The organism is Streptomyces sp. NPDC055013 (assembly GCF_053608645.1).
Window position 1 is genome coordinate 25,314 of record NZ_JBSGVW010000049.1, and the last position, 24,027, is coordinate 49,340.

Annotated in this window: 24 protein-coding genes; 7 read left to right on the forward strand and 17 right to left on the reverse strand. The window is 71.7% G+C overall.

What is annotated here, in order from left to right; all coding sequences use genetic code 11:
* Window positions 1-42: 42 nt before the first annotated feature.
* The 4 genes from ACWGDB_RS38040 to ACWGDB_RS38055 are packed head-to-tail and all read right to left on the reverse strand — an operon-like array spanning window position 43 to window position 2,024.
* Entirely contained in the window at window positions 43-462 is a 420-nt protein-coding gene (locus tag ACWGDB_RS38040; RefSeq protein WP_453826634.1) for a hypothetical protein, read from the reverse strand.
* Between the two features lie 20 nt (window positions 463-482).
* Window positions 483-749 (reverse strand): cupin domain-containing protein, encoded by a 267-nt coding sequence (locus tag ACWGDB_RS38045; RefSeq protein ID WP_261989235.1) that lies wholly within the window; start codon window positions 747-749, stop codon window positions 483-485.
* Window positions 750-777: 28 nt separating this feature from the next.
* Window positions 778-1,632, reverse strand: a complete 855-nt coding sequence (locus tag ACWGDB_RS38050) for a hypothetical protein (protein WP_453826635.1) — start codon at window positions 1,630-1,632, stop codon at window positions 778-780.
* Window positions 1,629-2,024 carry a hypothetical protein gene (locus tag ACWGDB_RS38055; protein WP_453826636.1) on the reverse strand — a complete coding sequence of 132 codons (396 nt, stop codon included), beginning with the start codon at window positions 2,022-2,024 and terminating at the stop codon, window positions 1,629-1,631. Before ACWGDB_RS38055 ends, ACWGDB_RS38050 begins: the two co-directional genes overlap by 4 nt.
* A 115-nt stretch (window positions 2,025-2,139) precedes the next feature.
* On the opposite strand from ACWGDB_RS38055, the gene ACWGDB_RS38060 reads away from it, so the two are divergent.
* Both ACWGDB_RS38060 and ACWGDB_RS38065 read left to right on the forward strand, forming a co-directional pair.
* Window positions 2,140-2,976, forward strand: a complete 837-nt coding sequence (locus tag ACWGDB_RS38060) for a helix-turn-helix domain-containing protein (RefSeq protein WP_453826637.1) — start codon at window positions 2,140-2,142, stop codon at window positions 2,974-2,976.
* A complete protein-coding gene (locus tag ACWGDB_RS38065; RefSeq protein ID WP_453826638.1) occupies window positions 2,973-3,170 on the forward strand; it encodes a DUF397 domain-containing protein in 198 nt (65 codons plus the stop codon). Before ACWGDB_RS38060 ends, ACWGDB_RS38065 begins: the two co-directional genes overlap by 4 nt.
* On the opposite strand, the gene ACWGDB_RS38070 is transcribed toward ACWGDB_RS38065, so the two are convergent.
* Entirely contained in the window at window positions 3,145-3,822 is a 678-nt protein-coding gene (locus tag ACWGDB_RS38070) for a response regulator (RefSeq protein WP_453826639.1), read from the reverse strand. The genes ACWGDB_RS38065 and ACWGDB_RS38070 overlap by 26 nt on opposite strands.
* The gene (locus ACWGDB_RS38075; protein ID WP_453826640.1) at window positions 3,819-5,144 is read right to left on the reverse strand and encodes a sensor histidine kinase; all 1,326 of its coding nucleotides are present in this window, start codon (window positions 5,142-5,144) and stop codon (window positions 3,819-3,821) included. The genes ACWGDB_RS38070 and ACWGDB_RS38075 overlap by 4 nt, the downstream gene beginning before the upstream one ends.
* Before the next feature lie 213 nt (window positions 5,145-5,357).
* Here ACWGDB_RS38075 and ACWGDB_RS38080 point away from each other — a divergent pair, with 213 nt between their 5' ends.
* Complete coding sequence (locus tag ACWGDB_RS38080) at window positions 5,358-6,074, forward strand: ABC transporter ATP-binding protein (protein ID WP_453826641.1); 717 nt, start codon at window positions 5,358-5,360, stop codon at window positions 6,072-6,074.
* Window positions 6,071-8,455, forward strand: a complete 2,385-nt coding sequence (locus ACWGDB_RS38085; protein ID WP_453826642.1) for an FtsX-like permease family protein — start codon at window positions 6,071-6,073, stop codon at window positions 8,453-8,455. The genes ACWGDB_RS38080 and ACWGDB_RS38085 overlap by 4 nt, the downstream gene beginning before the upstream one ends.
* Before the next feature lie 62 nt (window positions 8,456-8,517).
* On the opposite strand, the gene ACWGDB_RS38090 is transcribed toward ACWGDB_RS38085, so the two are convergent.
* Entirely contained in the window at window positions 8,518-9,801 is a 1,284-nt protein-coding gene (locus ACWGDB_RS38090) for an adenylosuccinate synthase (protein ID WP_383615083.1), read from the reverse strand.
* A 195-nt stretch (window positions 9,802-9,996) separates the two neighbouring features.
* Between ACWGDB_RS38090 and ACWGDB_RS38095 the strand changes: the two genes are divergently transcribed.
* The gene (locus ACWGDB_RS38095) at window positions 9,997-10,854 is read left to right on the forward strand and encodes a diacylglycerol kinase (RefSeq protein ID WP_453826643.1); all 858 of its coding nucleotides are present in this window, start codon (window positions 9,997-9,999) and stop codon (window positions 10,852-10,854) included.
* Between the two features lie 52 nt (window positions 10,855-10,906).
* Here ACWGDB_RS38095 and ACWGDB_RS38100 read toward each other — a convergent pair whose 3' ends face one another.
* Complete coding sequence (locus tag ACWGDB_RS38100; protein ID WP_453826644.1) at window positions 10,907-11,410, reverse strand: GbsR/MarR family transcriptional regulator; 504 nt, start codon at window positions 11,408-11,410, stop codon at window positions 10,907-10,909.
* A gap of 74 nt (window positions 11,411-11,484) precedes the next feature.
* On the opposite strand from ACWGDB_RS38100, the gene ACWGDB_RS38105 reads away from it, so the two are divergent.
* Together ACWGDB_RS38105 and ACWGDB_RS38110 are read left to right on the forward strand one after the other, a co-directional pair.
* The gene (locus tag ACWGDB_RS38105; RefSeq protein WP_453826645.1) at window positions 11,485-12,405 is read left to right on the forward strand and encodes an ATP-binding cassette domain-containing protein; all 921 of its coding nucleotides are present in this window, start codon (window positions 11,485-11,487) and stop codon (window positions 12,403-12,405) included.
* Window positions 12,402-14,024 carry an ABC transporter permease gene (locus ACWGDB_RS38110; RefSeq protein ID WP_453826646.1) on the forward strand — a complete coding sequence of 541 codons (1,623 nt, stop codon included), beginning with the start codon at window positions 12,402-12,404 and terminating at the stop codon, window positions 14,022-14,024. The genes ACWGDB_RS38105 and ACWGDB_RS38110 overlap by 4 nt, the downstream gene beginning before the upstream one ends.
* Before the next feature lie 9 nt (window positions 14,025-14,033).
* On the opposite strand, the gene ACWGDB_RS38115 is transcribed toward ACWGDB_RS38110, so the two are convergent.
* From ACWGDB_RS38115 to ACWGDB_RS38155, 9 genes are all read right to left on the reverse strand, one after another.
* Window positions 14,034-14,642: a Uma2 family endonuclease gene (locus ACWGDB_RS38115; protein ID WP_453826647.1), complete on the reverse strand. Its 609-nt coding sequence runs from the start codon at window positions 14,640-14,642 to the stop codon at window positions 14,034-14,036.
* An 88-nt stretch (window positions 14,643-14,730) separates the two neighbouring features.
* The gene (locus ACWGDB_RS38120) at window positions 14,731-15,951 is read right to left on the reverse strand and encodes a cytochrome P450 (RefSeq protein WP_453826648.1); all 1,221 of its coding nucleotides are present in this window, start codon (window positions 15,949-15,951) and stop codon (window positions 14,731-14,733) included.
* Window positions 15,952-15,998: 47 nt separating this feature from the next.
* Window positions 15,999-16,664, reverse strand: a complete 666-nt coding sequence (locus tag ACWGDB_RS38125; protein WP_369272472.1) for a response regulator — start codon at window positions 16,662-16,664, stop codon at window positions 15,999-16,001.
* A complete protein-coding gene (locus ACWGDB_RS38130; protein WP_453826649.1) occupies window positions 16,661-17,998 on the reverse strand; it encodes a sensor histidine kinase in 1,338 nt (445 codons plus the stop codon). Before ACWGDB_RS38130 ends, ACWGDB_RS38125 begins: the two co-directional genes overlap by 4 nt.
* 134 nt (window positions 17,999-18,132) lie before the next feature.
* Window positions 18,133-18,807, reverse strand: a complete 675-nt coding sequence (locus tag ACWGDB_RS38135; protein ID WP_427840635.1) for a response regulator — start codon at window positions 18,805-18,807, stop codon at window positions 18,133-18,135.
* On the reverse strand, window positions 18,804-20,174 hold the full coding sequence (locus tag ACWGDB_RS38140; RefSeq protein WP_453826660.1) for a sensor histidine kinase: 1,371 nt from the start codon (window positions 20,172-20,174) through the stop codon (window positions 18,804-18,806). Before ACWGDB_RS38140 ends, ACWGDB_RS38135 begins: the two co-directional genes overlap by 4 nt.
* A 169-nt stretch (window positions 20,175-20,343) precedes the next feature.
* On the reverse strand, window positions 20,344-21,585 hold the full coding sequence (locus ACWGDB_RS38145) for an acyltransferase family protein (protein WP_453826650.1): 1,242 nt from the start codon (window positions 21,583-21,585) through the stop codon (window positions 20,344-20,346).
* Window positions 21,578-22,717 carry an alpha/beta hydrolase gene (locus ACWGDB_RS38150; protein ID WP_453826651.1) on the reverse strand — a complete coding sequence of 380 codons (1,140 nt, stop codon included), beginning with the start codon at window positions 22,715-22,717 and terminating at the stop codon, window positions 21,578-21,580. Before ACWGDB_RS38150 ends, ACWGDB_RS38145 begins: the two co-directional genes overlap by 8 nt.
* Before the next feature lie 229 nt (window positions 22,718-22,946).
* Window positions 22,947-23,837: an alpha/beta hydrolase gene (locus ACWGDB_RS38155; RefSeq protein ID WP_453826652.1), complete on the reverse strand. Its 891-nt coding sequence runs from the start codon at window positions 23,835-23,837 to the stop codon at window positions 22,947-22,949.
* Window positions 23,838-24,027: the final 190 nt, after the last annotated feature.

The window sequence follows — 24,027 nt, forward strand, 5'->3', positions numbered from 1 at the left end:
TGGCGGAAAGGGACACCCGGTAGGCGTCCCCTTCGAGGCTCGTCAGTTCTGCTGGACGATACGGATGGTGCGGATGCCCGTACCCCGGTAGCGGGTCGGCGTCCTCGTCAGGACCGGACGTCCGCGCGGCCACTCGACGGTGGGCAGGGCGAGATGGAGCACCTGCGCGCCGCTCCAGTCCGGCTCGTCCTTGCCCTCGTCGTCGGCACCGGCCGTCCGCAGACGCTTACCCACGGCGGCAGCGGCCGCGAAGTCGAGCCCTTCGACGTTGACGGACGGCAGCGCGCCCAGGTGCTCGGCGACCCCGGCCCGCTCACGCTCGGCGGCGGCGAGGCTGAGTGCCGGGATGTAGACCCGCAGCGCGGGGTCCTTCTCGGCCTCGACGACCAGCCGCGAGGCCATGCTGTTCCCCGCGCCGAGGGCGAGTGCGGCCGTGTCGTCGAAGATGACGGCGCGCGGCAACGGGTACCGCTCCTCCCGCGTCACTGGACCTCTCCGATCCGCCCGGCTTCGAGGTCGGCCCACAGCTTCTCGCCGGCCCGCTCGTCCTCCTCGGTGTACGGCCGCCCGAGGAAGTGCTCCTCGACGTACGCCTTGGTCTCCTCGTACCGCTTCCGCAGCTCTTCCTTGGTGGGCGTGGCCCCGGCCAGCTCCGCCACGAAGTCCCGCATGCTCATCCCGCGTTCCCGGGCCAGCTCCTGCAGCCGGTCTCGCACAGCAGGGTCAACCTTGATCGTGGTGTCGGCCATGAGCAGAGTATACCGGCGGTATACCACCTCAGGCCGCTCCAGTAATTCGGTCATCGAACACGCTCCATTTCTCTCGAAGGAAACGCCAGACACGTCCGCCCGGCGTACGGGAGTCCACTTCAACTGCGGTTACGGGAAGGCAAGTTGATGCCACCGCAGGGCGGAACCCACCCCGCAGCCGAGCCTCGATGTGACCGGCGGCCGACCACACCCGCTCCGGCGCACCCCACGTCACCGCCGCCCGCAGCTCGGCACTGCTCGCCCCGCGCCGCCACCACCCCTCTACCAGCGGGGCGAGCCGCCGCGCCTCGGCTGCGTCGAGCGTGAGACGCCGGTCGAAATCCCCGAACGAGAGCAGCAGCCGCGCCGCTGCGGCGGTGCCCACCCCCGACGACCCACGCCGACCCGGAACTTTTTCGGTTTCACCCGTTCGTGGCACGGATTCGTGCGGCGCGTCGAACACCAGGTAGCGGACGGAACGTCGCCCCGCAGCCTCCCCCTCGCCCATCACCCGCCGCAGATATCGGAGTTCCTCCAGCTCACGCAGAGCGCCGGCGATCCGCGACCGCCCTTCCACACGCACCCTGGCGAGCGCGCGAAGGGTCACGCGGGTGTGGTTCGGGAGGGCCAGCAAGTACGTCAGTACGCTCACCGCGCACCAGGAGATGCTCCGGTCGCGGAGTAGGGCGGCCGAGAGGCCTGAAAAGACGCGCGCAGGCGTCGTACGATGAGAATGCATCCGGAGGTCTTGCTCCTGGGTGTCGAGCCCCCGGGTGTTGGCGCACCGCGGGGGCATTTCTTTCTGGCGTGACTCTAAGGCCACGCAGAGCGACGATTGCAAGTCGAAACCGCCTTTTCCCAGGCGGAAGTTCGCGTTCTTCACTCCTGCGAGTGAAGGGCGGTGCACAGCAGCAGCGTGTGGACGAGGCGGTCGGGGGCCGTGGGGCGGTAGCGCCAACTCAAAGGCCAGGTCAGGCCGTTGAGTGCGGGCACCGGGATGTACGAGACACGGCTCGGACCGGCGATGAAGCGGGTGACTCGGTCGGGCCAGGCACGATGGGACGTACTGCCGACGGGCACGAGGAAGTACACCCCGCGCCGCCCCGTCGCCGTCTCGACGATCGGCCCCGGATCACCGCCGGTCATGCGCGCGAGCCAGTCGGCGACGTCCCGCCCCTCCTCGCCGTCGACCCTGATCGCGTCGAACTGGACGCCTGCCTTGCGGAGTTGAACGCCGCTCGCCGGGATCCAGGTCAGATCACTTTGCGTATTCACAGGGCCAGTTTGCGCGTGCGGAGCTAGCGTGATCCATAACTCTGCGTCGTCGGTTGAGCACGGTTGATTACCGGCGTCCGTGAGTTGTGACCGGTTGAGTTCGGAGGTGACCGTAATGGCGCGGGCGGAGAACAAGACGGAGGCGGGCGGGACGGCCCATTTGGTCGCCGCGCTGGCGAAGGCGTTGCGGGAGCAACACGGCCTGACACAGCCACAGTTGGGGGACAAGCTCGGGTACACGGCAGCGGCGGTGAGCGCGATGGAGACGTGTGCGCAGCCCGCGAGCGATCAGATGCTGGTGAAGTTGGAAGCGGAGATCGGTGGTGGGCTGGGGGTCTTCGAGACGGCACGCAAGTGGATGCTGCTGGAGAAATATCCGGCTCGGTTTCGGGGGTTCTCCGAGCTGGAGGCCGGGGCCGTCACCATCTGCTCGTACGAGACGCTGGTGGTCGACGGGCTGTTCCAGACGGAGGATTACGCGCGAGCGCTGATCGGCGGCGGCTATCCACCATTGCCAGATCAGAAGCGCGAGGAACTGGTCGAGGCGCGGCTGGCCCGCCGTGCACTCTTCGACCGCAATCCTGCCCCGCTCATCGAGCTGATCCTCGAAGAGAGCGTGCTGCGAAGGCCGTTCGGCAGCTGGGAGATTCTGCGCGGGCAACTACGCTCGCTCGCCGAGGACGCCCAGCGGGACAATGTCTGCGTGCAGGTGTTGCCTCTGGAGCGGGGGCTGCGTGGAACGTACGCAGGCGCTCGCGGTCCCATGCACCTCGTGGAGACTGCGGACCACCAGGACGTCGTCTATCTGGAGATCGAGGACCAGGGGATTCTGGTCAGCGATCCAGCCGAGGTGTCCCAACTGGCGCACCGCTATGCAAAGATCCGCTCGCAGGCCCTTGGCCCCGACGAATCACTGAGCTTCATCGAACGGTTGGCGGGAGAGGAACGATGACTGGCACCGAAACCCTCAGCTGGTTCAAGTCGAGCTACAGCGACGATGGCGGCGGCGCCTGCCTGGAAGTCGCCCCTTGCCCCAACGCCACCCCCACCATCCACATACGCGACTCCAAGAACCCCGACGGCCCGAACCTCACCGTTTCCGGTCGGGCCTGGGCCGCCTTCACCTCGGGTCTCCCCCAGGCGTGACCAGCCCCGTCTCGTAGGCCACCACCACCGCCTGCGCGCGGTCCCGCAGGCGGAGCTTGGACAGGATGCGGGCCACGTGTGTCTTCACCGTGGCCTCGCTCAGGGCGAACCGCGAGGCGAGTTCGGCGTTGCTGAGGCCCGTGCCCAGTGACTGGAGGACCTGTCGTTCGCGGGGAGTCAGGACCGCCAGGTCCCGGTGCAGCGCGGCGGTCGCCGTGTCCTGGGTGACGAAGCGTTCGACCAGGCGCCGGGTGATGGCCGGGGCGAGCAGCGCGTCGCCGGAGCGGGCCAGCCGGACAGCGGCGACGAGGTGTTCCGGGGTGACGTCCTTCAGCAGGAAGCCGCTGGCGCCCGCGGTGAGGGCGGCGTACACGTAGCGGTCGAGGTCGTAGGTGGTGAGGATCAGGACGCGGGGCGGGTCGGGGATCGTGCCGGAGAGGATGCGCCGGGTGGCCTCCAGCCCGTCGAGGCCCGGCATGCGGATGTCCATGAGGACGAGGTGGGGGCGGGTGCGCTCGACGGCTGCCACCGCCTGCTCGCCGTCCGCTGCCTCGGCCACCACGTCGATGCCGTCGGCGGTCAGGATCATGCTGAAGCCGGTGCGGACGAGGGCCTGGTCGTCGGCGATCACCACCCGGGGCGCGTCGGTCATGACGCCCCCTCGGCCGGGTGGTCCGCCTTCGTCTCCACGGGTACGACCGCGCGCACCCGGAAACCTCCCGTGGGCCGTGCGCCCGCCTCCAGCGTGCCGCCGTAGACGGCGAGTCGTTCGCGCAGGCCGAGCAGGCCCCGACCGCCCCCGGGGCCGACCGGGTTCGCGGCCGTGCCGCCGGTGTCGGACACCTCCACGTGCACGGCGTCGGGCATGTGGCCGACGGAGACCCGCACCCTCGACCCGGCGGCATGCTTCACGACGTTCGTCAGCGCCTCCTGCACCACCCGGTACGCGGCCAGGTCGGCGCCGGCTACCAGCGGCGCCGGCGCGCCCGTGACGGTCAGCTCGACGGGGACGCCGGTCGCGCGGACCCGGTCCACGAGTACGGTCACCTGGGCGAGGCCCGGCTGCGGGGCGAGGTCGACGTCCGCGGCCGGGTCCGCGCCGGGGTCCCCGTCCATGGTCAACAGGCCCATCACATGGCGCAGTTCGGCCATCGCGGTGCGCCCGCCCGCCTCGACGGCCAGCAGCGCCTCACGGGCCCGGTCCGGCGCGGCGTCCATCACCTTGCGGGCCGCGCCCGCCTGGATCACCATCACGCTCACATTGTGGGTGACGACGTCGTGCAACTCCCGGGCGATCCGGGCGCGTTCGCGCTCGACCGCGATGCGGGTGGCGGTCTCCTGCCGTGCCTGGAGGTCGCGGACACGCTGCTGCCAGGTGTGGATCGCGTTCGCCCCGAGGCCGACCCCGAGCAGTACTAGGAACGGCACGAAGCCCGGCGTGAAGTACGGGAAGTACTCCTCGTGGAACACCGCCATCAGCACCGCGCCGAGCAGCACGCCGACCAGCGCCGGAACGCGGCGCGGGCTGTGCACGGCGGCGCTGTAGGCGGCGACAACGCACGACAGGAACGTGTACACAGTCGCGCCCGTCGCGCCGGAGCGCTGGCCGAACACCAGGGTCGCACCGAGCACGGCCCAGAACGTGGCCAGCGGATACCGCCGGCGCATGATCAGGGGCAACGCGGTCAACGCGGCGAGGACCAGCTCCCCGGGGTCGGCCGCGGGGCCCGCGAATACGCCCGGCGGCACGGGGGGCGGCGGCGCGACCGGCTCCCCCACGCCGAACGGCGGCACCTTCATCGCGGCGTCCTGATCCAGCGAGGCGCTCGCCGTGCTCACGGCCAGGACGAGGGCGAGGATCGCGTCGGCCGTCCACATCCACCGCGACGGCCGCGGCAGCGCCGTGACAACGGCCCTCCACCGCCGCACGCCTGCCCGCCCGATCACCCCGGCTGTACCGGCCGCCCCGCTCATGGGCCCAGTCTGGCAAGTGCCCCGCGCGGCCACATCCCTCCCGCCGTGGACCGCCGCGGACCGGCCGTACATCCTCCTCGTACACCTCAGGGATGACGTTCCCGCCATGTCGCCCCAGCACGGCAGTCGCTCTCGCCGCCGCGGGCGACGCCCCGGATCCGGCCCCGCCCCTAGCGTCGCGCCGAACCGTCAACCACCCGCCGGGGAGGGCCCATGACCACGACCGCACCGCCCGTGATCGACATCCGCGACGTGAGCAGGACGTACGGGGAAGGGCCGCCGGCGCTGGCCGGCGTGAGCCTGAGCGTGCGGGCCGGGGAGGCGCTGGCCGTCCTCGGACCGTCGGGCAGCGGCAAGTCGACGCTGCTCAACCTGATCGCGGGCCTGGACCGGCCGAGCGGCGGGAGCGTCACCGTCGACGGGCTGCGGGTGGACCGGCTCGGCGAGGCCGCGTCGGCGAGGTACCGCAGGGCGCGGATCGGCATGGTCTTCCAGTTCTTCAACCTGCTGGAGGACCTGACGGTCGCCGACAACGTCCTGCTACCGGCCCAGCTCGCCGGCACGCCCCGCGCCGAAGCCCGCCGCCGCGCCGCCGGTCTGCTGGCCCACCTCGGCATCGAGCGGCACACGGACGCCCAACCCGGCAGACTGTCCGGCGGAGAACGGCAACGGGTGGCGGTCGCCCGCGCCCTGATGAACCGTCCGGCGCTGCTGCTGGCCGACGAGCCCACCGGGGCACTGGACACCGCCTCCGGCGAGGACGTACGGCAGCTGCTGGCCGCGCTCAACGCGGACGGGCAGACGATCGTGCTGGTCACCCACGACCTGGGGCTCGCCGAGTCCTGTGCGACCCGCACCATCGAGTTGGTCGACGGGCGGATCGTCCGGGACACCCAGGACGTCCGGAGCACACCGGCGGTGGCCGGGTGAGCGCCCTGGGCAAAGTGGTGCGAGCGGGCGTCGGACGGCGCCGGATCCAGACCGCGGTGATGATCCTGACCACGCTCGTCGCGGTCACCGCGTCCGTCGTGGCCGCCGGGGTGCTCACGGCGTCCCGGGCACCGTTCGAGCATGCGATGGCCGAGCAGCGGGGCGCCCATCTGGCCGCGCAGTTCGACGGCGGCGAGGTCACCGAGTCGGATCTCGCGGCCACCGCACCCGCGTCCGGCGTGACGGCCGCGGCAGGCCCCTTCCGGACCCTCGAACTGCGCCCGCGCACGGTGTCGGCCTCCGCCGCGATCCCGGCCGGTGTCACGCTGCCCGCGCTGACCGTGGCCGGACGCGCGGACCGTCTCGGGTCGGTCGACCGGCTGCAACTCGTCGCGGGCGACTGGGCGACCCGGCCGGGCCAGATCGTGCTGGCCGAGGTCGACTCACCGCTGCGGCCGGGCGCCCGGCTGACCTTCCCCGACCTGCCGGGCAGCCCCACGCTGACCGTGGTCGGACTGGCCCGGTCGGTCACCGGCACCGCCGACGCGTGGGTGACCCCCGCCCAGGCCGAGGCGCTGACCGCGAGGACCGGGGCCCCCACGTACGAGATGGTCTACCGCTTCCGGCACGCCGGCACCGACGCGCAGCTGGCCACCGCCCGCGCCGCGATCGCCGCCGCCGTGCCCTCCGGTGCGCTGACCGCGACGCGGTCCCACCTCGTCGTCCAGCAGGAACAGCTCGCCAACGCGCTGGCGTTCGTGCCCTTCGTGGCCGCCTTCGGTGTGCTCGGACTGGCCATGTCGGTGCTGATCATCGGCATCGTCGTCAGCGGCGCGGTGGGCGCCGCCACCCGGCGCATCGGCATCCTCAAGTCCCTCGGCTTCACTCCGGCCCAGGTGGTGCGGGCGTACGTCGCCCAGGCACTGGTTCCGGCCGCGCTCGGCTGCGCCCTGGGTGTGGCCCTCGGCAACGCGCTCGCCGGCCCGGTCCTGGGAGACGTCGAGGACGTCTACAGCGGCGCGCCCGCCTCGGTGCCCTGGTGGGTCGACGTGGCGGCACCCGCCGTCGCCCTCGTGCTGGTCGCCGTCGCCGCTCTCGTGCCCGCGCTGCGCGCCGGCCGGCTGCGCACCGTGGAGGCGATCTCCGTGGGGCGTACGTCGGGCACCGCACGGGGGCGCGTGGCCCGCCGGCTCACCGGGCGGCTGCCGCTGCCGCGCCCGGTCGGTCTCGGTCTGGCACACCCCTTCGCCCGCCCCGCCCGTTCGCTCACGACGGCGGCCGCGGTGGCCTTCGCCGCCGCCACGGTCACCTTCGCGGTCGGGCTGGCCCTGACGCTCGGCGCGGTGCAGTCGAACCGGATACTCGACTCCGCCGCTCCGGTCGTCGTGGACACCGGCGGCGGGCAGGGTCCGCCCGGCGCCCAGGTCGTCCGCGCCCCCGGTCAGCCGGAGAAGCCGGCGGCCGACCCGGCCGAGGTCGCCGCCGCCCTGCGCGCGCAGGAGGGGACCCGGCGCTTCTACGGCACCGTCCAGGCCGAGGTCCGCGCGTCCGGCATCAGCGGCGGGACCACCGTGACCGCGTACGAGGGCGACACGTCCTGGGCCGCCCCGGAGCTGGTCTCGGGCAGCTGGCTGACCGGCCCCGGCCAGGCGGTGGTCACGGAGCGCTTCCTGCATGCCGCCGGGATCGAGGTCGGCGACAGCCTGACCCTGACGGAGGCCGGCCGCCGCACCACCGTCCGTATCGTCGGCGAGGCGTTCTTCACCGAGGACGACGGCATGACCGTGCTGACCCCGGCCACCACCCTCACCGCCCTGGGCCTGGACGCCGAACCGACCCGGTTCCACGTCGACACGGACCCGGGAGCCTCCGAGCCGGCCTACCTGACCTCACTGAACGAGACCCTGGACGCCATCGGCGCGTACGCCCACCCGGGCGGCGACAACTCCTCCAGCGTGATCGCGGCCATGGACGCGCTGATCGGCATGCTGACCCTGCTGCTCGTCACGGTCGCGGGCCTGGGCGTGCTCAACACGGTCGTCCTCGACACCCGCGACCGCGTCCACGACCTCGGCGTCCACAAGTCCCTGGGCATGACACCCCGCCAGATCGTGGGCATGGTGCTCACGTCGGTCGCCGGCATCGGTCTGCTCGCCTCGGTCATCGGGATTCCGCTCGGAGTGGCCCTGCACCACTACGTGACGCCGCTGATGGGCGACGCGGTGGGAATGAACCTGCCCGGCTCGTACATCGCCGTCTACGCCACGCCGGTCCTGGCCCTGCTCCTGCTGGGCGGCCTGACGATCGCGGTGGCGGGTGCCCTGCTCCCGGCGGGCTGGGCGGCCAGGACGGACCCGGCCAGGGCACTGCGCACCGAGTGAGCCGGTCCCTGAACGCGTGAGCGCCCGGCCGGTTCCCCGGCCGGGCGCTCACACTCGCGGCCCTACAGGAACGAGTTGATCTCGATCGTCTCGTCCCGGCCCGGACCCACACCGATCGCGGAGATCGGGGCGCCGGACATCTCCTCCAGCGCCTTGACGTAGGCCTGGGCGTTCTTCGGGAGGTCGGAGAACGACTTGGCCTTCGAGATGTCCTCGGACCAGCCGGGCAGCATCTCGTAGACCGGCTTGGCGTGGTGGAAGTCGGTCTGGGAGTACGGGAGTTCCTCGACGCGCTTGCCGTCGATCTCGTACGCCACGCAGACCGGGATCTGCTCCCAGCCGGTCAGGACGTCCAGCTTGGTGAGGAAGAAGTCGGTCAGACCGTTCACGCGGGTCGCGTACCGGGCGATGACCGCGTCGAACCAGCCGCAGCGGCGGTCACGGCCGGTCGTCACGCCCCGCTCGCCACCGATGCGGCGCAGTGCCTCGCCGTCCTCGTCGAAGAGCTCGGTCGGGAACGGGCCGGCGCCGACGCGGGTCGTGTACGCCTTGAGGATGCCGATCACGCGGCTGATCTTCGTCGGGCCGACGCCCGCACCCGTGCAGGCGCCGCCGGCCGTCGGGTTCGAGGAGGTGACGAAGGGGTACGTGCCGTGGTCGATGTCCAGGAGGGTTCCCTGGCCGCCCTCGAAGAGGACCACCTTGTCGTCCTCCAGGGCCTGGTTGAGGACCAGGACCGTGTCGGCGACGAACGGCCTGATCTTCTCGGCGTAGCCCAGCAGCTCCTCGACGACCTGCTCGACGGCGATCGCGCGGCGGTTGTAGAGCTTGGTGAGGACCTGGTTCTTGACGTCGAGGGCCGCCTCCACCTTCTGGGTGAGGATCGACTCGTCGTAGAGGTCCTGGACGCGGATGCCGACGCGGTTGATCTTGTCGGCGTAGGTCGGGCCGATGCCGCGCCCGGTCGTGCCGATCTTCCGCTTGCCGAGGAAGCGTTCCGTCACCTTGTCCACCGTCACGTTGTACGGCGTGATGATGTGCGCGTTTCCGCTGATGAGGAGCTTGGACGTGTCGACGCCGCGCTCGTTCAGACCGCTCAGCTCGGAGAGCAGGACCGACGGGTCGACGACGACGCCGTTTCCGATGACCGGGGTACACCCCGGGGACAGGATTCCGGAAGGGAGCAGGTGGAGGGCGTACTTCTGATCACCCACGACTACCGTGTGGCCGGCGTTGTTGCCGCCCTGGTAGCGCACCACATAGTCGACGGAGCCGCCTAGCAGGTCCGTCGCCTTTCCCTTGCCTTCGTCACCCCACTGAGCACCGAGCAGCACAAGTGCGGGCACGCGCGTACACCCCTTCCGGGCGGGGCATGTCCAAGGTCAGGGGTGTACGCGGAGGTCTCCCACCGTGTACACCTCGACCGGACGCGACCGTCGTTGGCCGCGAACCGTCGGACCGGATGCCCCGGAATAGACGAAGCCCCTGGCGCAATAGCGCAAGGGGCTCTTGCACAAAGATGCTACCCGAGGAAGCGAGGCATGGCCGAGGTGGCGACTTTCGCGACGTCCGATCAGCTGCTGGTGGTGATCGATCCGGTTGCTCGGAGGACGGACGGGGAGTCCGTCAGGATCGCGAAAGACGTGCTCAGCGCGGGTGCGGCGACGAAGGTCTGTCTGCCCGACGATCCCGACGAATTCGCCAGGGCGCTGACCCGACGGGGGTCGCGACGGCCGGTGGTCGTGGGCGACGACCGGGCCCTGATGCGTGCGGTGACGGTGCTGCACCGGCAGCGGGAGCTGGCCGAATGTGTCCTGTCGGTGGTGCCGGTCGGCGGTGCCCTGACCCTGGCCGGATCCCTCGGGGTGCCCATGGGGGCGGTGGCGGCGGCCCGGGCGGTGCTGGACGGGGCGGAGCGGCGGCTGGACCTGCTCGTGGACGACAGCGACGGGGTCGTGCTGGGCGCGCTGCGGATCCCGCCGATACGGGACCCCGCCGCGCCGGCCGGGGCCACCGCGGTGGGGTCGATGGCGGGGCGGCCCTGGCTGCGGACGTGTCAATCGCTCGTACGGACCCTGGTGCCGGCGCGCGGCACCGCACCTGCCGCGTCCGGGCCGTCGCGGCTGCGGGTCGAGGTCGACGGGACGACGCTGGTGGACCTCGACCAGCCGGTCGAGGCGGTGTCGGTGGCGCCGGGGCTCGCCGGGGTGGCCGAGGTGGAGGTGCACCCGGCTTCGGTCGGCGCGGAGGCCTCACCGCTGCGCGCCGAGGGCCGCACGGTGACCGTCTCGGGCGCCCACTTCCGCTACCGGGCCGACACGGCGGTCTCCGGTCCCCTACGCAGACGGACGTGGACCGTGGGCGAGGGCGGGCTGCGGCTGATGCTGCCGGGGCGGTGAGCCGTAAGTCGGGCTGTCCCCGTTTGCGCTGCCCAGCGGTCGAGCGGGTGGGTCAGCCCTGGCCGAAGGTCTTCTCGCGGTGGGCTCGCCAGCGCTCCATCATCGCCGCGACCTCGGTCTCCACGAACTCGAAGAAGGCGAGCGTCTCGGCCAGCCGGCGGCCGGCCGGGGTGTCGGCGCCGAGGCTGGTGACGCCCTCGCGCAGGGCCACCTCCCACCGCTTGAGCACGGCCTCGCGGTTGGTCAGGGCCTCGTACCACTGGTCGCCGTGCACCCGGTAGCGCTCCCGGCGCGAGCCGGGCTCCCGCTCGCGCGTCACCATGTGCGTCTGGGACAGGTAGCGCACCGCCCCGGAGACCGCGGCGGGGCTGATGCGGAGCTGTTCGCTCAGTTCGGCGGAGGTCAGCACACCTTTGTCGGAGGAGAGCAGCGCGGCGAAGACGCGGGCGGCCATGCGCTGCATCCCGGCCTCGACGAGCTGCGCCGCGAAGGACTCCACGAACTTCGACACGGACTCCGCGTCCCGGCCTGCCCCTGCGCCGACTGATTCCGTCATGCGCCCCATCCTATCGAGGATTTCTACGCTTCCTTAACTTCACAAATTTCTGAAAGAAGCGTACGTTCTGAAGCATGACGAAGGCAATCACCGTCTCCGGACTGCACAAGTCGTTCGGCAAGACGCAGGCGCTCGCCGGCCTCGACCTGGACGTCGAGACCGGCGAGGTCCACGGCTTCCTCGGCCCCAACGGCGCCGGCAAGTCCACCACCATCCGCGTCCTGCTGGGCCTGCTGCGCGCCGACTCGGGCGGTGCGCAGGTACTCGGCCGCGACCCCTGGACGGACGCGGTGGAGGTGCACCGCCGGATCGCGTACGTGCCGGGTGATGTGACGCTGTGGCGCAACCTCTCCGGCGGTGAGGTCATCGACCTGTACGGCCGGCTGCGCGGAGGCCTCGACAAGCAGCGCCGGGCCCGGTTGATCGAGCGGTTCGAGCTGGACCCGACGAAGAAGGGCCGCACGTACTCCAAGGGCAACCGCCAGAAGGTCGCCCTGGTCGCCGCGTTCGCCTCCGACGTCGACCTGCTCATCCTCGACGAACCGACGTCCGGTCTGGACCCGCTGATGGAGGAGGTCTTCCAGCGCTGCGTCGAGGAGGAGCGCGAGCGCGGCCGTACGATCCTGCTCTCCTCGCACATCCTCAGCGAGGTCGAGGAACTCTGCGACCGGGTCAGCATCATCCGCAAGGGCCGTACCGTCGAGAGCGGCTCCCTCGCCGACCTGCGCCATCTGACGCGGACCAGCGTCACGGCCGAACTGGCCGGCCCGCCCAACGGGTTGGCGCATCTGCCGGGCGTCCACGACCTCGCCATCCAGTCGATGGAGAGGGGTCAGGGCCACCGCGTGCGCCTCCAGGTCGACACCGACAAGCTCGACGCCGTCCTCAGGTCGCTCAGCGGGGCCGGCGTACGGTCACTGACCTCGACGCCGCCGACGCTGGAGGAGCTGTTCCTGCGGCACTACCAGGCGGACTTGAGCGAGGTGGCCCGATGACCACGGCGACCACGACGACCGGGGACCTCGCCGTACGGACCGGCGGCGGCACCCGCCAACTCGCCGGTACGGGAACGTTGTTGCGCTTCGCCCTGCGCCGCGACCGGGTGATGATCCCGGTCTGGGTGGCGGTGAACGCGCTGATGGTCCTCTCCATGCCCAACACCCTGGAGAACCTGTACGCCACCCCGGCCGACCGGGCCGACCTGGTGCAGGACACCGCGACCAACGCCTCCTTCCGCGCCCTGATCGGCCCGGTCTTCGGCGACTCGATCGGCGCTCTGACGGCCTGGCGGGTCGGCGTGTACGCGGGCGCCCTCGCGGCCGTACTGAGCATGCTCCTCGTCGTACGGCACACCCGGGACGAGGAGGAGAGCGGCCGCCAGGAGCTGGTGGCGTCCGGGATGGTGGGCCGGCGGGCCTCCCTGACGGCGGCGCTGCTGACGGCGGGGGTCGCGAACGCCGTACTGGCCGTGCTGGTGGCCGCCGGCCTCGCGGGCCAGGGCGCGTCCGGCGCGCTGGCGTTCGGGCTCGGTCTCGCCGGGGTCGGCATGGTCTTCGCCACGCTCGCCGCGATCGTCGCCCAGTTCACGCAGAGCGCCCGGCTGGCGCGGGGGCTGACGGCGGGGCTGGTGGGCGCCGCGTTCGTGCTGCGCGCGGCGGGCGACTCGGCGTCGGACGACGGTTCGTCGGCGCTGACGTGGGTGTCACCGCTGGGCTGGCTGGAGAACCTGCGGCCGTTCGCGGACGAGCGCTGGTGGGTCCTGCTGCTGTTCGCGGGGGCGGCTGTCGTCCAGGGCGTGGTGGCGTACGAACTCGCCGGGCGCCGGGACGTCGGCATGAGCTTCCTGCCCGCCAGGCCCGGGCCTGCCGACGGCCGCCTCGGCACGGCGGGTGCGCTCGCCCGGCGGCTCCAGCGCGGCAGCGTGCTCGGCTGGAGCATCGGCTTCTTCCTCGCCGGGGTGATCTACGGCGGGCTCACCGACGGGGTGGCCGACCTGGTCGGCGACAACGACAACGCCCGCGAGATCTTCCGCCGGATGGGAGGCCAGTCCGGCATCACCGACGCCTTCCTCGCCTCGATGGTCGGCATGCTCGGTCTGATCGCCGCCCTGTACGTGGTGGCGTCCGTCCTGCGGCTGCACGGCGAGGAGACGTCGATGCGGGCGGAACCGATCCTGGCGAACGCGGTGGGCCGCCTGCGCTGGGCCGCCGGCCACCTCGTGATCGCCTTCGCCGGCTCGGCCCTGATCATGGTCCTGGCCGGCCTCGGCTTCGCCGTCGGCTACGGCAAACAGCTCGGCCCGATCCTGGGCGCCTGCCTGGTCCAACTCCCCGCGGTCTGGGTCGTCGGCGGCCTGGCGGTCCTCCTGTACGGCCTGCTCCCGCGAGCGGCCATGGCGGCGTGGGGAGTGGCCGGCGCGATCCTGCTGATCGGCTGGGTCGGCCCCGCGCTGGACGTTCCGCAGGCGGTCCTCGACCTGTCCCCGTTCGGGCATCTGCCGAAGCTGCCGGGTGGGGGGATGGAGTGGGGGCCGGTCCTCGTCCTCACCGGTCTCGCTGCAGTCCTGGTGGCCGGGGGGCTGGCGGGGGTGCGGCGGCGGGACATGACGACTTGACGGGGCGGATCAGTCGACGTACTGCTTGAGCTTCTCGGTGTCGAGTTCGATGCCGAGGGGCTCGGGCAGGACGAGCGTGTCTCCGAAAGGTACGGTGCGACAGTTGCCGTACCCGACCTCAGGTACCGGATCGCTGTAAAGCTTGAGTGTGCACGCGTCCCGGTCGATCAGCAGGTAGAACGGGATACCTGCGGCGCCGTACGCAACCGGTTTCTCGTTGCGGTCACGCTTGTCGGTGTCGGAGTCGGAGTCGAACGACGTGACCTCAAGTACCAGCAGCACGCCGCTCGGGTCGGCCCACTCACCATGTCCGGCGAAGTGCTCCTCCGGTACCAGCACCGCATCGGGCCGAGCCCGGCCCTCGCGATACTGCTCCACCCACAGCCCCCGGCCCTGGTACAGGTCGAGGTCGGGCCGGAACTGCATACACTGCTTGCTCAGCCACACGACAATGGTGTCGTGGTCCCCGTCGGCCACCTTCTTGACCCCGATCCGTCCGTTGATGAACTCCAACCTGACGGCGTCGTCGGTCTCCTTGGCCGCGAACGCGGCGATCCTCTCGAACTCTTCCACCGACATCTGGGGCGACTGCAAAGCACGCTCTGCCATAACCGTCATGGTGCCTCCCTTCGTAGGCAGGCACCAGCTTGCCGAGCCGCCAACGACAGTCGATCGGGATTCGCTCAGCGAACAGCCGATCGGGTGATCAGCCCACCTCGACGCTCAGCCCCTCCAGCCCCCGGATCACAAAGTTCGGCTTCCGCTCCGGCTCCGCCGCCAGCCGCAGGGTCGGCGCCTGCTCCAGCAGGGCCGTCATCGACGCCGCCAGTTCGATGCGGGCCAGCGGGGCGCCGATGCAGTAGTGGATGCCGGCGCTGAAGGAGATGTGCGGGTTGTCCTTGCGGGTGAGGTCCAGGGCGGCCGGGTTGTCGAAGACCGTCGTGTCGTGGTTGGCGGAGCCGAACAGCATGGCGATCTCCGCGCCGCGCGGGATCGTCGTGCCGTCGATCTCGATCTCGTCCAGCACCCAGCGTTCGAAGAGCTGCAGCGGGGTGTCGTAGCGCATCAGCTCCTCGATCGCCGAGGGGATCAGGGAGTGGTCGGCGCGCAGGGCCGTCAGCTGGTCGGGGTTGCGGAACAGCGCCCACCAGCCGTTGACCGTGGAGTTCACCGTGGCCTCGTGGCCGGCGTTCAGCAGGAGGACCGCCGTCGAGATCATCTCCTGCTCGGTGAGGCGGTCGCCCTCGTCGTACGCCGCGATCAGACCCGAGATCAGGTCGTCGCCCGGCTCCTTGCGGCGGGCCGCGATCAGTTCCAGGAGGTACTCCGAGAACTCGACCGACGCCCGGACCGCCTTGGTCGCCGTCTCCTCGGACGGGTTCAGCTCGTACATCCCGCAGATGTCCGCCGACCAGGGCCGCAGCTGCGCCCGGTCCGACTCGGGAATCCCCAGCATCTCGGCGATCACCGCGACCGGCAGAGGCTCCGCGACGTCCGTCAGCAGATCACCGCCACCCGCCTCGACCAGCCCCGACACCAACTCGCCGGCCAGCCCCTGCACATATGGCTTCAGCTGCTCCACCGTGCGCGGCGTGAACGCCTTCGACACCAGCCGGCGGATCCGGGTGTGGTCCGGCGGCTCCAGATCGAGCATCCCGTGGTCGTTCAGGACGTGGAACGGCTCGTGCTCCGGCGGCGGCGCCGTCCGCCCGAAGTCCTCGTGCGTGAAACGGTGCTGATACGTCCGCCCCAGGCGACGGTCACGGAGCAGTGCCGAGACGTCCGCGTGGTGCGGGACCAGCCACTGGTTCGTCGGCTCGAACCAGTGCACCCGGCCCCGGTCCCGCAGCTCTGCGTAGGCGGGGTACGGGTCGGCGAGGAACGCCGGGTCCCACGGGTCGAACGCGAGGGCGGAAGGAGCTGCCATGCCCGGACGTTAGCCCCACCTCCCCCTCCCTGACCAGGGGTGTCCGCTCAGCCCGGCGTGACCAGCCGCGCCTCGTACGCGAACACCGCCGCCTGGGTACGGTCCCGCAGCCCCAGCTTCACCAGGATCCGGCTGACGTGGGTCTTGATCGTCGACTCGGCGACCACCAGCCGCTCGGCTATCTCCGAGTTCGACAGGCCCTGTGCGATCAGCACCAGCACCTCCGTCTCCCGCTCGGTCAGATCCCCGTACGCCGCGTGCGCGGACGACATCAGACGCGGGGAGTCGGACAGCTTGGAGAACTCCGTGATCAGCCGCCGGGTGATGGAGGGGGCGAGCAGCGCCTCGCCGGCCGCCACCACCCTTACTCCGTCGGCGAGTTGGCGTGCCGAGGCGTCCTTCAGCAGAAAGCCCGAGGCTCCTGCGCGCAGTGCCTGGTACACGTACTCGTCGAGGTCGAAGGTCGTCAGCACCAGCACCTTCGCCGCGCCGTCGGCCGCGACGATCTCCCGGGTCGCCTCGATTCCGTTCAGCTCGGGCATGCGGATGTCCATCAGCACGACGTCCGGGGTGAGTTCACGGACCCGGTCCACCGCTTCCCGTCCGTTGACCGCCTCGCCGACGACCTCGATGTCCGGCATCGCGTTCAGCAGGACCGAGAAGCCCTCGCGCACCATCATCTGGTCGTCCGCGATCAGCACGCGGATGGTCATGAGCCGTCCTCTGTCGTCATGGCGACCGGCAGGAACACGGCCACCTCGTAGCCGCCGTCCTCCGTCCGGTCCGCCGTCATCTCACCGTTCAGCATGGTGACGCGCTCCCGCATCCCGGTGATGCCGTGCCCGGCACCCGGCGAGGGCTTCACGAGGGCCGGCGCGGGCGGCGGCCCGTTGACTATGCGCAGGCCGAGACCACCGAGAACGTACCCGACCTCCACCCGGGCGCTCGCGCCGGGCGCGTGCCGCAGGCTGTTGCTCAGGGCCTCCTGCACGATCCGGTACGCCGACAGCTCCACACCGGGCGGCAGCTCGCGGACCGCGCCGATCACCGTCTTGTCCACGCTCAGTCCCGCGTCCCGCACGTTGGCCAGCAGCGCGTCCAGGTCGCCGAGGGTGGGCTGCGGGGCGTCCGGGGCCTCGTAGTCCTCGGCGCGGACGACGCCCAGGACGCGGCGCAGTTCGGTGAGGGCCGCCACCGCGTTCTCCCGGATGGTGGCGAAGGCCCGCTCCAGCTCCGGCGGCGGGTTCTCCACCCGGTAGGGGGCGGCCTCCGCCTGGATGGCGACGACCGACATGTGATGGGCCACCACGTCGTGCAGCTCACGGGCGATGTTCGTGCGCTCCTCCAGCAGGGTGCGCCTGGAGCGCTCCTGAGCGGTCACGGTCTGCTGGGCGGTGACCTCCTGCCGGGCCTCCTTGCGGGTGTGCCAGACGGCGACGACGAGCAGCATCAGTGCGGAGAGGATCAGCATGGGGCCGGAGTTCGTGCCGTAGTAGGCCGGGCCGAACAGCAGGTCCGCCACAAAGGCGTAGGCCGCGGTGACGGCCCACATGTAGGCGGCCGTGCGGGGCCTGGTGCGAATGGCCACGACCGTCAGCACCGTCAGGTGGCAGAGGAAGGCCGCGGGCAGCCACGGCCAGCCGTCCCACGAGCTGCCGAAGACGTGGCTGACCGGGGTGGCCGCCATCGAGAGCCAGAACGCGCCGACCGGCCGGACCATGGTCAGGAGGATCGGGATCAAGGCGAGCGGGCCGAGCAGCAGCGCCCCTTTGTCGTTGTCCGCGGCGGACATGAGGAGCGTGAGCAGGCCGATCGTGGCGATCAGGCCATGCGGTGTCCAGGCCGCGTACTCACGCATGCGGCCCGGCAGCCGCCGGGTCACGGGGCCGTCGACCTTCATCCGGGCCAGTGGGCGGTAGGCGAAGGCGTCGTGGAACAGATCCTTGCGCAGGCCCTGTAGGGCGTTCGCGGCCAGCCGGAACTCGGGGCTGCGCGTCTTGGCCCCGTCGCCGGATGGCGGGGTCGGCATCTGAGTCGTCTCGGTCACGTACAGAACGGTAGGCGCAGGGCCATGTCGCGGTCGTCCCCAGTGAGAGGGGTTCCTGCAGGTCCATCTCAGGTACTACGGGTATCGCTGCTGGTCGCGGCCGGGTGCGGGCGGTCCGTGGGCTGCGGTGCCGCTCAGTATCCGGAGGGCCGGACCAGCCCCGACTCGTACGCGAACACCGCCGCCTGCGTACGGTCCCGCAGGCCCAGCTTCACCAGGATCCGGCCCACGTGGGTCTTCACGGTCTGCTCGGCCACGACGAGGCGCTCGGCGATCTCCGCGTTCGACAGCCCCTGCGCGATCAGCGCGAGGACCTCCGTCTCGCGTTCGGTCAGGTCGCCGACCCGTTCCTTGAGCGGAGCTCGGGGGCGCTTGACCAGGCGGGAGAACTCGACGATCAGCCGCCGGGTGACGCCGGGCGCGAGCAGGGCGTCGCCGGCCGCCACGACCCGGACCGCCTCGGCCAGCTGGTCGGCGGAGGCGTCCTTCAGCAGGAAGCCCGAGGCGCCCGCGTGCAGCGCCTCGTACACGTACTCGTCGAGGTCGAAGGTCGTCAGCACCAGCACCTTGATCTGCGGTGTCGCGGCGGTGATGCGGCGGGTGGCCTCGATGCCGCCGAGTTCGGGCATGCGGATGTCCATCAGCACGACATCGGGAAGAAGGTCGGCGACCTTCGTGACCGCGTCGAGGCCGTCGACCGCCTGGCCGATCACGTCGATGTCGGGCTTGGTGTTGAGCAGCACGGTGAAACCCTGCCGGACCATCTGCTGGTCGTCGGCGATGAGTACGCGGATGGGGCTGCTCGTCATGCGGTGCCGTCCTTGTCCGGGGCGGGGGTGTGGGCGTCATGGGGACCCTGGGGAACGTAGCCGAGGCCGTCGAGGCGCGGGTATGCGGGGAGATACGCGCTCACCAGGTAGCCGCCGTCCGGCGACGGGTGCGCCGACAGGGCGCCGCCGAGCATCGCGGCCCGCTCCCGCATGCCGAGCAGGCCGTGCCCGGCGCCCGGCGACGGCGGCGCGGGACGCTCCGGCCGCGAGTTGGCGACCCACACGGTCAGGCCGCTGCGCTCGTGGACGACTTCGACGCGGGCGGTCGCGCCGGGGGCATGCCGCAGTACGTTGCTCAGCGCCTCCTGCACGATCCGGTACGCCGACAGCTCCACACCGGGCGGCAGCTCGCGGACCGCGCCGGTGACGTCGAGGGTCACGGTCAGGCCGGCGGCCCGGGTGTTCTCCACGAGCGCGTCGAGCCGGTCGAGGGTGGGTTGGGGAGCGTGCGGGGCGGTGGTCGATCCGGCGCCTGTGCCGGTGCCGGCCGCTGCCGGGTTGTCGGGGTGTTCCGAGCGCAGGACTCCCAGGACGCGGCGGAGTTCGGTGAGCGCCTCCAGGGCGTTCTGCCGGATGCCGTCGAGGTTCTCCTTCAGCTCGTCGGACGGGTTCTCGACGAGGTGGGGGGCGACCTGGGCCTGGATGGAGATGACCGACATGTGGTGGGCGACCACGTCGTGCAGTTCACGGGCGATCCGGCTGCGCTCCTCCAGCAGGGTGCGGTGGGCTCGTTCCTCCGCGGTGAGCGTTTCCTGCTCGACGAGTTGGGTGCGGGCCTCCTTGCGGCCGCGCAGGGCGGTGCCGACGATGACGGCGATGGCGAAGATGGCCACCGCCGCGGCGCCGGTGCCGGCGTATTTCGTGCCGCCGAACTGGCCCTGGAGGGCGAAGGTGGCCAGCCCTGACACCGCGAGGGCCGCGACGGACCTGCGGGTGGGCACGCGGAGGGCCAGGAGCAGGAGGACGCCGGCGTGGGCGATGACTTCGGGGGTGGCCCAGGGCCAGTTGGGGGCGGGGGGCGCGTTTTCCGCGAGGTGAGGGCGGACGACGAAGGCGGTGATGAAGGTGGCCGTCAGGCTCAGGGCCCATGCCCGGCCCGGGCGCCACAGGGCCAGGCACAGGGCGATGCCTTGGGCGAAGCCGGCGATCAGACCGTGGGCCGTGCTCAGGTCGTAGCTGGCGCTGAGATCGTTGCCGCCGGCGAGGGAGACGCCCAGGGCGATCCAGGTGGTGAGGAGGATGGTCAGCCAGCGGCGCCACGTTCTCCCGAAGGGTTTGCGAAGGTTGGTGGGGAGGGGGCGCTTCTTGCGTGCGGGCGCGGGTGCGGGTGCGTGTGGCCGCCCCAGTGGGGCGTACGCGTCATCGGCGGCTGCCGGCCGCACCTGCGAGGCCTGCTCACCCGCAACCCCTGCCGGCCCCACCCGCGAGCCACCCTCACCCCCTGCCCCCGCAGTCGGCCCCCGCTCCCCCTCGACGGCCGTCGGCCTGTCCTCCTCGCCATTCACGGGGTCAACACTAGGCATGGTGCTTGGCCTTGGTTTTCCCGCTCTGTGGGGTGGGGTGGGAGCGGATCACCTTGGATGTGCGGCCCTTGGTGCGGCGTGGGCCTTGTTCGTAGAGGCGGAACGTCGTCCAGCAGGCTGCCAGGGCCAGGGTGAACACCGGGAGCCATGCCAGGCGGGCCGCCACCCACGTGAGGTTGTCGGGGAGTGTGTGCAGGCCGGGGAGGTGGCCTGCCAGGAGGCCCGTGGCAGTGGTGGCCATCAGGGCCGTCTGGTGCCAGAGGAAGATCGTCATCGCGGAGAGGTTGAGCAGGGCCACCGCCGCCCAGGCCAGGGGGCGGCGCATCGTGCGGCGCAGGGGCTCGCGCAGGAGCAGGGCCAGGCCGCACTGGGCCAGGCCGAAGGTGACGGCGGCCAGGGTCGGCGGGTTGAGGTTGGAGATGCCGGCACCGGGGACGCCGACCATGGACGCCGGGTAGCCCGCCCAGGCGACCAACGCCGCCGTCGCCGCCGCGCCGCCCGTCAGCAGGATCCAGCCCGCGCGGCGGCGCTCCAGCTCGCCCCGGGTCCACGCCGCGCCCAGGCTGAACGGCACCAGCCAGCCGGCCGCCACGTTCACCCAGCCGAGCCACGCGGGGCCGCCCAGGCCGAAGCGGAGAAGGTCCACATGGAGGACGACGGCCAGGGGCCACAGGGGGTTCAGGCGCAGGAGGAGGGGGGTCACCGCCGTCAGCGCCGCGAAGACCAGGAGGAACCACAGGGGGGACAGGGCCAGTTTGAGCAGCGTGTGGACCGTGTCGATGTCCGTGCCCGAGAGGAGCAGCAGCACCGACATCACCGTCCACAGGGTGAGGACGGCCGCCACCGGTTTGAACAGGCGGGACATACGGGACCTCAACCACTGTCCGTACGTCGTGCCGCGCGCTCGGGCCGAGGTGTAGCCGCGGGTCGCCACATGGCCGCCGACCAGGAAGAACACGGCGAGAGTCTGGAAGGCCCAGGAGATCGGGGCCAGCCAGGGCATGTGCTGGAGCGGGCTCGCGGTGCGCAGTCCGGACTCGCCGTCCGCCACCAGAGCCGTCACCAGCCAGTGGCCGAGCACGACGCCGAGGATGGCGAAGGCGCGCAGGGCGTCGACCGCCCGGTCCCGTTCGATGGGAGTGACGGCGTCGACGTGAGCGGCGCCCCGCCGGATGCCCTCCGGTATGCCCCGCCGGGCACCGCGCGCCCGCCCGGTGATCGTGGACTCAGCCATGGGTCACCTCCGAGGTCTCGCCCAGGACGATGCGGGTCAGGTTCGCCAGGGACGCCGTGCCGGGCCTGAAGTAGTCGCTGTGGCCGCCGTCGCCCGCCGCGAAGACCCGGGCACCGAAGGACGGCGACATCGGGTCGGTGCCGAAGCCGACGGTCGTGCCGAGCAGGTCGAACCTGACGTGCGGGACCTCGGCCACCCAGTCGTCACCGCCACGGGCCGCCCAGACGCGGGCCGCGGTGTGCAGGGCGCCCGCGGTGTCGACGCCGGTGCCTGGGCTGCCTATCAGGGCGATGTCGTCCACATCGACGTCGGAGGCCGCGCGGCCGCAGACCACCGAACCGTAGGAGTGGCAGAGCAGGGAGACGTGCGGCCCCTCTTCGGCCGGCCCTTTCGACGCGCCGCTCATGCTCGACGTGCGATCCGGGATGGCGCGCAGCTGCCGTACGAACTCCCGCAGCTTCGGCGCCGCCTCCTCGGCCCGTCCCGCCGTGGCGACCGTGACGCTGATCGTGCCCGGCGTCTCGTAGCCGAGCCAGGCCACCACCGCGGTGCGCGTGCCCTGCGGGGCCTCCCGGGTGAGGCGTTCGTGCAGCGCGCGGGCGGCGTTGCGGAAACGGTCGTAGGTGTCGATGGACGTGTCGGAGCCGGGGACCAGGACGGCGATGCGGTCGGCGTGCGCCAGGTCGCCGAAGACCTCCGTCGCGAGGCCGGGGCCGCGGCCGTCGAACGTGAGGAAGCGGCGGGACGGGTCGGCCATCGCACGGTCCGCGGCGGCGCGTTCGCGATGGCCGTCGGCCGCGGCCATGCGGGACGCCTCGGCGGCGTTGGCGCGGTTGGCGGCGTACGCCTCGTCCAGCGTCGCCGCCGTGACCGGCGCGAGGACGGCCGGCTTCGGGGCGGGTATCTCGGGCCGCGCCGCGCCGGACAGCGGGACGACCACGGCACCGGTGATCACGGCGGCGAGCAGGGCCCGGCGCAGTCTGTACGTGCGGCGAGCCTTCTTCGCCCCCCGAGACTCACTCGGTTCGGTCGGCCCACTCCGCTCGGTCGGCCCACTCGAGTCCCCCGACTCGCCACGCCCGCCCACCCTGCCCGACGAGCTCGCCCCCGCTGCCCCCGTCGTACGCCCCATGGTCGTCATCCCTTCCAGTCCGCCCGGCCATCGGGCCTACCTGGAAGGGAAGTTACGGATTCGGACCTGTCGTCCGCGTCATGCCAGGGAGCTCACCTGCGATGTAGCTCTCAGGTACTACGGGTATGAAGGGGCCCTCCATTCAGGGGCCGCTCAGGGCGGGGCGCGTGCGGGGGACGGGACAGGTGCGTCTGACGGGATACGTGCAGGTGAGGGGGCACCTGCGAACTCACCACGCCAGCTGCGCGATCTCCTCCGCCACCACCGCGCAGGCATCCGCCGCAGGGTCGATCAGCGGGAAGTGGCCGACGTCCTCCAGCAGGGTCAGACCGATCACTTCCCCCGCCTTCGCCGCCGCGTCCGCGTACGACTCGGCGACCGCCTGCGGGACCACGACGTCCGTCCGGCCCTGGACGAGCGTCGTCGCGATGCCCGTCGGGAGCAGGAGCGCGGGGTCGGCGTACGGCTGACGCTCGGCGAACTCCACTCCTCCGCCGAGGAGTTGCTGCGCCGCTCCGCCGCAGACGTCCAGCTTGTCGGCGACCGCGAAGTCGGCGATCGGGGCCAGCGCGACGACACCCCGCAGGGGCGCGGGGCGGCCGGTGCGCCAGGGGGCGTCCGCGGGCAGGACATGGCGGGCCGCCACCCAGAGGGCGAGGTGACCGCCGGCCGAGTGGCCGGTGACCACGGTCCGGCGCGGGTCGGCCTGCGGGAGCATCTCCCGCAGGAGAGCGGGCATCGCGTCCAGCGCGGCGGCGACGTCGTCGAACGTGTCCGGCCAGCGTCCGGCGACCGGGGCGCCCGTACCGGCACTCGTACCGGAATCCGCCGCCCCCCGCCGGTACTCCACATTGGCCACGGCGAACCCGCGCCGCGCCAGGAAGTCGGCGAACGGCGTGACATGCCGCCGGTCGTACGGAGCCCGCCATGCCCCGCCGTGCAGCACGACGACCAGCGGAGCCGGGTCGCCCGGGACGGCCTCGCCGCGCGGCGCATAGAAGTCGATCACCTGGTCGGGGTGGTCGCCGTACGAGGCGATGGCGTCGGGGTCGACGGGCGGGTGCGAGAAGGCGGACTCCTCTTCGGCGGCGGCCCGGGCTGCTGCGACGTCGTCCGGCATGCTCAACCTCTCAGCGACGAAACGGATTTGGACGAAAGCGGAGTGGCGGACCACGTGGGAATTCGGCCGTTGGCGGGGACGGTATCAGGCGGGTGACGTGCGTGGACACGGGGATGTCACGCAGGGTGAAGGGTAAACGGTTCCACTGTTCCGTTACGCTGGGGTCGTAGATCGCACGCGCACCAAGGAG

Bases quoted from the DNA above. Each gene is read 5' to 3' on its own strand.
- ACWGDB_RS38105 (WP_453826645.1), top strand. From the start codon at position 11,485: ATGACGAAGGCAATCACCGTCTCCGGACTGCACAAGTCGTTCGGCAAG.
- ACWGDB_RS38095 (WP_453826643.1), top strand. From the start codon at position 9,997: ATGGCCGAGGTGGCGACTTTCGCGACGTCCGATCAGCTGCTGGTGGTG.
- ACWGDB_RS38155 (WP_453826652.1), bottom strand. From the start codon at position 23,837: ATGCCGGACGACGTCGCAGCAGCCCGGGCCGCCGCCGAAGAGGAGTCC.
- ACWGDB_RS38070 (WP_453826639.1), bottom strand. From the start codon at position 3,822: ATGACCGACGCGCCCCGGGTGGTGATCGCCGACGACCAGGCCCTCGTC.
- ACWGDB_RS38115 (WP_453826647.1), bottom strand. From the start codon at position 14,642: ATGACGGTTATGGCAGAGCGTGCTTTGCAGTCGCCCCAGATGTCGGTG.
- ACWGDB_RS38075 (WP_453826640.1), bottom strand. From the start codon at position 5,144: ATGAGCGGGGCGGCCGGTACAGCCGGGGTGATCGGGCGGGCAGGCGTG.
- ACWGDB_RS38060 (WP_453826637.1), top strand. From the start codon at position 2,140: ATGGCGCGGGCGGAGAACAAGACGGAGGCGGGCGGGACGGCCCATTTG.
- ACWGDB_RS38065 (WP_453826638.1), top strand. From the start codon at position 2,973: ATGACTGGCACCGAAACCCTCAGCTGGTTCAAGTCGAGCTACAGCGAC.
- ACWGDB_RS38080 (WP_453826641.1), top strand. From the start codon at position 5,358: ATGACCACGACCGCACCGCCCGTGATCGACATCCGCGACGTGAGCAGG.
- ACWGDB_RS38045 (WP_261989235.1), bottom strand. From the start codon at position 749: ATGGCCGACACCACGATCAAGGTTGACCCTGCTGTGCGAGACCGGCTG.
- ACWGDB_RS38110 (WP_453826646.1), top strand. From the start codon at position 12,402: ATGACCACGGCGACCACGACGACCGGGGACCTCGCCGTACGGACCGGC.
- ACWGDB_RS38135 (WP_427840635.1), bottom strand. From the start codon at position 18,807: ATGACGAGCAGCCCCATCCGCGTACTCATCGCCGACGACCAGCAGATG.
- ACWGDB_RS38145 (WP_453826650.1), bottom strand. From the start codon at position 21,585: ATGGCTGAGTCCACGATCACCGGGCGGGCGCGCGGTGCCCGGCGGGGC.
- ACWGDB_RS38125 (WP_369272472.1), bottom strand. From the start codon at position 16,664: ATGACCATCCGCGTGCTGATCGCGGACGACCAGATGATGGTGCGCGAG.
- ACWGDB_RS38120 (WP_453826648.1), bottom strand. From the start codon at position 15,951: ATGGCAGCTCCTTCCGCCCTCGCGTTCGACCCGTGGGACCCGGCGTTC.
- ACWGDB_RS38150 (WP_453826651.1), bottom strand. From the start codon at position 22,717: ATGGGGCGTACGACGGGGGCAGCGGGGGCGAGCTCGTCGGGCAGGGTG.
- ACWGDB_RS38100 (WP_453826644.1), bottom strand. From the start codon at position 11,410: ATGACGGAATCAGTCGGCGCAGGGGCAGGCCGGGACGCGGAGTCCGTG.